The organism is Candidatus Aminicenantes bacterium, assembly GCA_026393795.1.
In the GTDB taxonomy this organism is placed as follows: Bacteria; Acidobacteriota; Aminicenantia; order UBA2199; family UBA2199; genus UBA2199.
The window spans coordinates 1-7735 of record JAPKZL010000088.1; the positions used below are offsets into that span (position 1 = coordinate 1).

Sequence of the window (7735 nt, forward strand, 5' to 3'; positions counted from 1 at the left end):
TGGTGCGCTACGAGGACATCGACGACAACGGCACGGTGCGGGAGGCGGAGCACGACCTGGTCGTCCTCGCGGTGGGCATCGTGGCCCACGACGAGTGCCGGCGGCTTTTTACCGACGCCGAACTGGCCGTCGACGAGACGCTCTTCGTCGCCCAGCCCGGCAAGCAGGTCGACCCGGCCCGCACGTCCATCCCCGGCGTTTTCAGCGCCGGCACGGCCACCGGGCCGCTCGATATCCCCGACTCCATCCTAAGCGCCGGGGCCGCCGCCGCCCAGACCGCGGTCTACATCGAAAAAATGAAGGGGAAGCCGTGATGGAAGAGAAAAAGAGGAAAATCGGCGTCTACATCTGCCAATGCGGCGGCAACATCTCCGACCACGTCGATGTCGAGGAGGTGCGCCGGCGCATCGAGAAGGAGTACGGCGTCACCGTGGCCAAGACCTCGATGTTCACCTGCTCCGACGCCTCGCAGAACGACATGATCAAGGACATCCGCGAGCAGGGACTCGACGGCATGGTCGTCGCCTCCTGCTCGCCCAAGCTGCACCTGACCACCTTCCGCAACATGTCCAACCGGGCCGGGCTCAACCAGTTCCAGTACGTCCAGGTCAACATCCGCGAACAGTGCTCCTGGGCCCACTCGGACGACCATGAGGGAGCCACCTGCAAGGCGGCCAACCTGGTCGGCGCCGGTATCGAGAAAGCCCTGCGCCAGGAAGCGCTGCAGCCCATCCGCGTCACGTCGGTAAAGAAGGTGCTGGTCATCGGCGCCGGCATCGCCGGACTGCGGGCGGCGCTCGAGCTGGCCGACCTCGGCGTCGAGGTCTTCCTGATCGAAAAGGAAGCCAGCGCCGGCGGCCGGGTGGCGCAGCTGGGCGAGATGTTTCCGGCCGGCAAGAACGGCGGCGAATTGATCGCCATGCTCCTGGCCGAGATCGGGAAGCGCGCCAACATCATACTCTTCCTTAACGCCGAATTGGCCGAGAAGAGCGGCCACATCGGCGAATTCGAGTTGGCGATCCGCATCCGCAGCGCGGCCGCCGTCGCCGGGCGCACCGAGGAGACCGTCCGCATCCAGGTCGGGGCGATCCTGGTCGCCAGCGGCTTCAGCGAGTACGAGCCGAAACCGGGCGAATACGAGTACGGCCAACCCGGCGTGGTCACCCTCTCCGAATTCGAGCGCCTGCTGCAGGCCGAAGGGGAGAAGCTGCTCCACTCGGGACGGGAGGCGAAGAAGGTTGCCTTCATCTACTGCGTGGGCAGCCGCCAGAGCGCGACAAGCGAAGGCGCCAACCGCTGGTGCTCGCGCCATTGCTGCAGCACCGCCACCCATTTGGCCGTGCGCGCCAGGAAGAAATTTCCCAAGCTGCAGTGCTATCATTTTTATCGCGACATGCGCACCTACGGCAAGTTCGAGTCGCTCTACGAGGAGGCGGGCAAGACAGGCTCGGTCTTTCTGCGCTTCCACGAAGAGCGGCCGCCGCGTCTCGAGAGGAGCGGCGAGGGTTGGCAGGTAGCCGTGCAGGACCTGTCGACCGGTGGCGACGAGATCGCTGTGGAAGCCGATTTGGTCGTCCTGGTCACGGGCATGACGGCGCGGTCGAACGACGGGCTGATCCAAGTACTGAAGCTGCCCCTGGGCTCCGACCGCTTCTACAACGAGATCCACCCCAAGCTGCGGCCGGTGGAAACGGTCATCGACGGCGTCTATATCGCCGGCAGTTGCCAGGGGCCAAAAAACGCGGGCGAGAGCGTCGTATCGTCGCTGGCGGCGGTGGCCAAGGCGGCGGCGCTACTCGTCAAGGGCTATGTCGATTTGCAGCCTTTTGTCGCCTATGTCCAGCCTGAAAAATGCACCTGGTGCGGCAAGTGCCAGCCGGCCTGTCCCTACGGCGCCATAGAGAAGGTCGCTTACGGCGACAAGGAGGTGGCGCAGGTGGTCGACGTCCTGTGCAAGGGCTGCGGCGCCTGCCTGCCCCCCTGCCCGCTCGACGCCACCCAGCTGAAGGGATACACCGACGAGCAGATGGAGGCCATGATCGATGTCCTGGCCCGGGAGGTCGCCCATGAAGGATGATAGTCGCGAACGGTTCCCGGAGAGCGTGTTGCTCAGCGGCCGCAAGCGCGAGACGGCGCGCCAGGAATTTTCGGCCAGGAAAGAGATCTTGGACCTGCTGCGCGCCCGGGGGCCGCAAACCGTCCGCGAGTTGGCCGCATCCTTGAGCATCTCCGCTGATGAAGCCACCTGGTGGCTGATGGGTTTCGTGCGCTACAACAAGGTCAAGGCATCGGAGAAGGCCGACGACGAAGGCTACTACCGCTACGCCATCCTCGAAGTGAAGTGACCATGGAAAAGGTAAACGCCAATGTCCTGGCCGAGATCAAGAAGCTCGGCGCCTTCGACCTGGAAGCCTGCTACAGCTGCGGCACCTGCTCAGCCATCTGCCCCCTCTCCAAGGATGCCGCCTCATTCCCGCGGCGCATGATCCGCTATTCGCTGCTCGGCCTCGAGAAAAGGATCCTGTCCGCCCCCGAGCCCTGGCTGTGCTACTATTGCGGCGAGTGCAGCGATTCCTGCCCGCGCCAGGCCGAGCCGGCGGCGTTGATGATGGCCCTGCGCCGCTTCGCCACGCGAAGGTTTGCGCTCGGCCGCCTCGCCGACGCCGTCTATTCGTCGCTGGCCTCGGTCTTTACCTGGCTGCTGCTCAGCGCCGCGGCGCTGGCGGCGATCTTCCTGGCATACAACCCGGCCATGAACCGGGACAAGGTGGACTTCCTCTCCTTCGTCTCCCTGGGACGCATCCACGACGCCGGGTTGGCCCTGGTGGGCTTCATCGTGCTGGCTTCCGTTGCGCAGATCTGGACCCTGTTCCGCAACCTGCACCGGGCGCTCCCGGCCCAAGGGGACCGGGACGTCGGGACCCAAGAGGTCCCTCCAGCGGGAACAACGGCGGCCATCCCGGCCAAGAAGGCGGGCAAATCGGCATTCCAGGCGCTGAAGGAGGCGGTGTGGCAGAGCCGCTTCGGCGAGTGCTCCGACGACAAGCTGCGCCGCCTGGCGCACATGGGCGTTTCCTGGGGCTTTATGGGCATGTTCCTAGCCACGCTGATCATCCTCGCCGTCGACTACCGCTGGCTGCCTTTGCCGCGCTGGGTCTCGCTCGCGATCGGCTCGATTTCCGGGGTCGCTTGCGCGCTCGGCCTAGGGTATTATTTCTATCTGCGCCTCAAGGGCAAGACCGCGGTAGGCAAGTATTCCCACCCCAGCGACTGGGCCTTCCTTTTGCTGCTGGCTCTTTCCGTCCTCAGCGGCTACATCATGCTCCTGTTCCGTTTCCTGAGCATGCCCATGGCCGCTTACGGCACGTTCGCCTTCCACCTGGTCGTCGTTTTCGACCTGCTGGTCACTTTCCCGTTCAGCAAGTTCGCCCATGTCATCTACCGGCCAATAGCTCTATGGATCGCCGGCTTGAAATAGCCAGAATGAATATCAAGGAGGATATATTATGAGTGACACAAAACCCGTCGAGAAGGCCAGCATCGTCCTGCTGAGCGGAGACATGGACAAGGTCATGGCCGCCTTCATCATCGCCAACGGCGCCGCCGCCTTCGACATGGAGGTCTCCATGTTTTTCACCTTCTGGGGCTTGAAGGCCATCCAAAAGGGCAACCTGACTGGCACGGGCGTCATGGGCAAGATGCTCGGCGTCATGAACCGCGGCGGCATGAAGCGCCTCAACCCCTCGAAACTGAGCTTCGGCGGAATGGGCCGGGTCATGTTCAAGATGATGATGAAGAAGCACAAAGTGGCCACCCTCCCCGAGATGCTCAAGCAGGCCCAGGAGCAGGGCGTCAAACTGACCGCCTGCGAGATGACCATGAATGTCATGGAGATCAAGAAGGAGGACCTGATCGACGGCGTCAAGATCGGCGGCGTCGCCTCCTTCATCGCTGACGCCTCGGAATCCAAGTTCACGTTATTTATCTAGGAAAGACAGTATATTGATTAGGCGCGAATAGGCAGCCGCTACTTCTTTTATGGCGGCAGGCCGGCGATCCGAACGACAGGCTGGGGCGGATTTTGCGTCAGTCGCGGGCGGCAGTCCAGGTGCCCGATACGCCGCCGGCGCTGGTGAAAGTGCCGGAAATGGTGTCCTCGCTGCTGAACGACCCGCTCAGCGTTTCGGACCCGCCGGGAACCCCGCCGCTGAGCTGGATGGTCACGTTCTTTCCGGAGACAGTGTAGGAGCCGGTGCCGCTGTGGCCGAGACTGTCGGCAAACTGGGCAGAGCCGGTTTCCACCGTCCCGGCGCAGGTCAGGACCGCGGTACCGTTGCCGCTGCCGCCGCCCGTGATCGCGAAGCTAACGTTCCATGTCCCGGCAAGATAATAGTCCCCCTCGGCCAGGCAGCCGGAAGCGCCGCAGAGCAACCAGGCCAATAGGCCCCCGATCAGAAGAGCGTGCTTCATCCCCTTCACCTCCTCGAGTTGATTGCTTTCTTTTATATTGACAGAAATGAGTACAAAAAGTCAATTTCTGAGCAAGAAACCGCCCGGCTACGGCTTCCGCCGCACGTGTAAAATCAGCCCTGGCTCGATATGCCACGATGTAGGGGTGGGGCTTGCAGCACAAATTATCCGCTTGGCGGATGTAATTTGTCTGTCCCAGAATGGGGCCCCCACCCTTGTTTAAGGGTAACCGCAAGGGTTACCCCTACAACAAAACTGCCCACGGCATATGTAGACAAACCCGGCCTACCAACATTATGTTTTTGGCAATTTCGATTAGTCGCCAAAAACATCAAATGTTGGTATATAGTCATATTAGATAAGTTTCGTTGGATTTTAGGCACTACGAAACTTATAATATGACTATGTTATAATTATTCATGCATTTCACCGCCAGGCTGCCCGTCGATGACTTCCGCCAGCAGATCGAAGGGGAAATCGCCTCCAACCCGGTGCTGGTCCTGACCGCCTAGACCGGGGCCGGCAAATCGACCCGCGTCCCTTACTGGCTGTGGCAGGCCGGCGTCAAGGTCCACGTCACCCAGCCGCGGCGCATCGCCGCCCGCGCGTTGTCCAATTATCTGGCCCATGTGTGCAACGTTTGCTGGGGAGACGAGATCGGCTACCAGACCGGCTTGGACAGCAACAAGTCGCCCCAGACGGCGCTCCTGTACCTGACCGACGGCGTGCAGATGGTGCAGGAGATCCAGGGCAAGCGCGAATACGACGTGCTGATCCTGGACGAGATCCACGAGTGGAACCTGAACCAGGAAGTGCTGGTTGGGCTGGTCAAGAAGAACCTGGACAGCGGCTATTACCAGCGCAGCGGCAAGCGGGTGGTGATCATGAGCGCCACCCTGAAGGCCAGGCAGATCTCGGCGTTCTTGAACCACGCCCCGGTGATCACTATTCCCGGCCGCGGCTTCCCGGTGGTCTGCCAGCGGCGCCACCCCTGTTTTTTCCTCCCCGACGCCGCCAATCTACTCGAAAGCGGCCACAACATCCTGATCTTCCAGCCAGGGAAACAGGAGATCGAAGAAACCATGCAGAACTTGAAAGAACTGCTGGAACACGACAAGCAGCAGGCAGTCATCCTCCCCCTGCATTCGGAACTTTCCATCAACGAACAGGGCAAGGTGTTTAAAAATTACCCCCTGCCTAAAGCCGTCGTGGCCACCGACATCGCCCAGACCAGCCTGACCATCGACGACATCGACGCGGTCATCGACAGCGGCGTCAAGAAGGAAGTGCGGCTGGTATCGGGCATCGAGGGGTTGTATCCGACCGAGATCTCCACTTCCGAGTGCCGCCAGCGCGCCGGCCGGGCCGGCCGGGTGAAAAAGGGAGTCTATATCCTCTGCTCCGAGCGCGGCATGGAGGAGCGCAGCGATTATCCCGAACCGGAGATCCGCCGCCTCAACCTGGAGAGCGTGGTCTTGCGCATGTACAAATGGGGGCTGACGCCGCTGGAGTTCAATTTTTTCCACCGCCCCAACCGCAGCCTGATCCTCAAGGCGATCCAGAACCTGAAGAATTTCGGCGCCCTGAGCCCGGAGAACAAGGTGACAACGGACGGCCGCAGGATGGCCGAGCTGCCGCTGTCGGTGCGCAGCGCCCGGCTGCTGTTGGAAGCCGAAAAGGGGGGCGCCCGGGTCGTTGACCGCGCCCTGAAAGCCATTGCCATCTTCGAGACAAGGGGCATCGTCAACAAGGAGTTCAGCGGCGGGGGCTACTCCCGTTCGCCCTTCAAATCGGACCTGCTCAACCAGCTCGAGATATGGGAGGACGAGAAAGCGAACGCCCGGTTGATCTCGCGCAAGAAGACGGCCTTGGCCAGCGAAATCTACAACGAACTCAGGAAGCGGCTGGCCCAGCCGGTCCCCCGAAGGGGACCGTGGAACGAGAGCGACCAGAAACATCTTTTCCGGGCCATCCTCTCGGCTTTTTGCGACGGCGTCTACTTCAGGGGCGACGGGATATACTGGCGCGAAAAGGAAGAGAGGCAGCTCGAGCGCACGTCGATCCTGAACGAGGCCAAGCCGGAAATGGTCGCTGCCCTGCCCTTCGACCTGATCATCAACCGCGAAGACCAGAAGACAGGCAACAAGGAGGAAAAATACATCCCGCTGTTGACCTTCGCCTCGGAGCTGTCGCTCAAGCAACTGGACGAGCTATCGCCATTCAGCTACGAAAAGCGCCGCGCCATCGTCCTGAAAGAGGACAAGATCAGCGTCGACGAACAGATTTTCTTCGGCGGCCGGATGATCAAAACCGTCGCCGCCGCTCCCGACTGGACGAGCCCCGACGAAAAGCACACCCTCCTGACCCTGGCCCTGCAATGGTTCGCCGACAACAGCCAATGGCTGCCCTGCCGTGGCGAGATTGAAAAAAATCGCGCCTGGTTCAAGGAAGCAGCCGCCGTGCTGGGCGAAAAACTGCCGCCTTTCGACCACGTGCTCCGCGAATTCCTCTACCGCCAACTGCGCCGCAGCCTCAAGATCGACGACCTGCGCTTTTTTTTCCAGTTCCATCCCGCCCTGCGGCGCATCACCCTCAACCACCTGCTGCCTTACGTTTGGCTGAAAAAACTGAAGGCCGTGCGCTGGCCCGGCCTGTTGAAGATCAAGGACATGGAACTCCCTATGACCTACATCGGCCCAAAATCCTACCTGACCCTGGGCTACGAGCACTTCCACCGCGTGGAAAAGGACGAGATCATCCTGCCCAGCGGCGAGGAACCCGGCTTTCTGCTGCAGGGATTGCGCTTTGAAAATTGGGCCGCAGCGGTGAGCCATTACAACACCTATTTGAAGAACGACATATTCGGCCGCAAGTGGCGAAACGATAAAAAAAGCATCGAGATCGGCGATGCGGCCGACCTCCCCTTCCCCATGCCCTTCCAGGGCGGCAACGGCAAGGACAACACGCCGTTCGAATTCTATTCAGTCCCGACCATCGAGAACGGCCAGGTTTTCCTGATACATTTCCCCACCCTGGAGGAGGCCAACGCCCATTTTCTCCCGCTGGCCGGCCAGTGGCAGGAGCTTAAAAGCAGATTCAAGAAAGCGGCCCTGGACAATGTTTTCCGCACTAAGGGCTGGACGATCAAATGACGCTGAAGCCCGGTGATGGCGTCAATGAAAAAGCGCTGCAAAGGCGGGTCAAGGACCACGTCATCGGCAGGCGCCACGAATTTTACGCCGTGGTTCAGCCCGGTTTCGAAGCG

At 61.3% G+C, this 7735-nt stretch carries 7 protein-coding genes; 6 read left to right on the forward strand and 1 reads right to left on the reverse strand.

Annotated elements, in window-relative coordinates; all coding sequences use genetic code 11:
• The 5 genes from NTW95_04370 to NTW95_04390 form a co-directional block, all read left to right on the forward strand.
• The coding region (locus tag NTW95_04370; GenBank protein ID MCX6556655.1) for a glutamate synthase at positions 1-314 on the forward strand (314 nt) is incomplete at its 5' end.
• Positions 314-2077, forward strand: coding sequence for an FAD-dependent oxidoreductase (locus NTW95_04375; protein MCX6556656.1), 1764 nt, complete (start codon positions 314-316; stop codon positions 2075-2077). The genes NTW95_04370 and NTW95_04375, both read left to right, overlap by 1 nt.
• On the forward strand, positions 2067-2345 hold the full coding sequence (locus NTW95_04380; GenBank protein ID MCX6556657.1) for a MarR family transcriptional regulator: 279 nt from the start codon (positions 2067-2069) through the stop codon (positions 2343-2345). The genes NTW95_04375 and NTW95_04380 overlap by 11 nt, the downstream gene beginning before the upstream one ends.
• Before the next feature lie 2 nt (positions 2346-2347).
• Positions 2348-3478 carry a 4Fe-4S dicluster domain-containing protein gene (locus NTW95_04385; protein MCX6556658.1) on the forward strand — a complete coding sequence of 377 codons (1131 nt, stop codon included), beginning with the start codon at positions 2348-2350 and terminating at the stop codon, positions 3476-3478.
• Positions 3479-3506: 28 nt separating this feature from the next.
• Positions 3507-3989 (forward strand): DsrE/DsrF/DrsH-like family protein, encoded by a 483-nt coding sequence (locus tag NTW95_04390; protein ID MCX6556659.1) that lies wholly within the window; start codon positions 3507-3509, stop codon positions 3987-3989.
• A 97-nt stretch (positions 3990-4086) separates the two neighbouring features.
• Here the strand turns inward: NTW95_04390 and NTW95_04395 are convergent, their stop codons facing one another.
• Positions 4087-4470, reverse strand: coding sequence for a hypothetical protein (locus NTW95_04395; protein ID MCX6556660.1), 384 nt, complete (start codon positions 4468-4470; stop codon positions 4087-4089).
• A gap of 629 nt (positions 4471-5099) precedes the next feature.
• Between NTW95_04395 and NTW95_04400 the strand changes: the two genes are divergently transcribed.
• A complete protein-coding gene (locus NTW95_04400; GenBank protein MCX6556661.1) occupies positions 5100-7622 on the forward strand; it encodes a helicase-related protein in 2523 nt (840 codons plus the stop codon).
• Positions 7623-7735 lie beyond the last annotated feature (113 nt).

Coding starts and splice junctions, on each gene's coding strand:
- NTW95_04375 (MCX6556656.1), top strand. CDS start 314: ATGGAAGAGAAAAAGAGGAAAATCGGCGTCTACATCTGCCAATGCGGC.
- NTW95_04380 (MCX6556657.1), top strand. CDS start 2,067: ATGAAGGATGATAGTCGCGAACGGTTCCCGGAGAGCGTGTTGCTCAGC.
- NTW95_04385 (MCX6556658.1), top strand. CDS start 2,348: ATGGAAAAGGTAAACGCCAATGTCCTGGCCGAGATCAAGAAGCTCGGC.
- NTW95_04390 (MCX6556659.1), top strand. CDS start 3,507: ATGAGTGACACAAAACCCGTCGAGAAGGCCAGCATCGTCCTGCTGAGC.
- NTW95_04395 (MCX6556660.1), bottom strand. CDS start 4,470: ATGAAGCACGCTCTTCTGATCGGGGGCCTATTGGCCTGGTTGCTCTGC.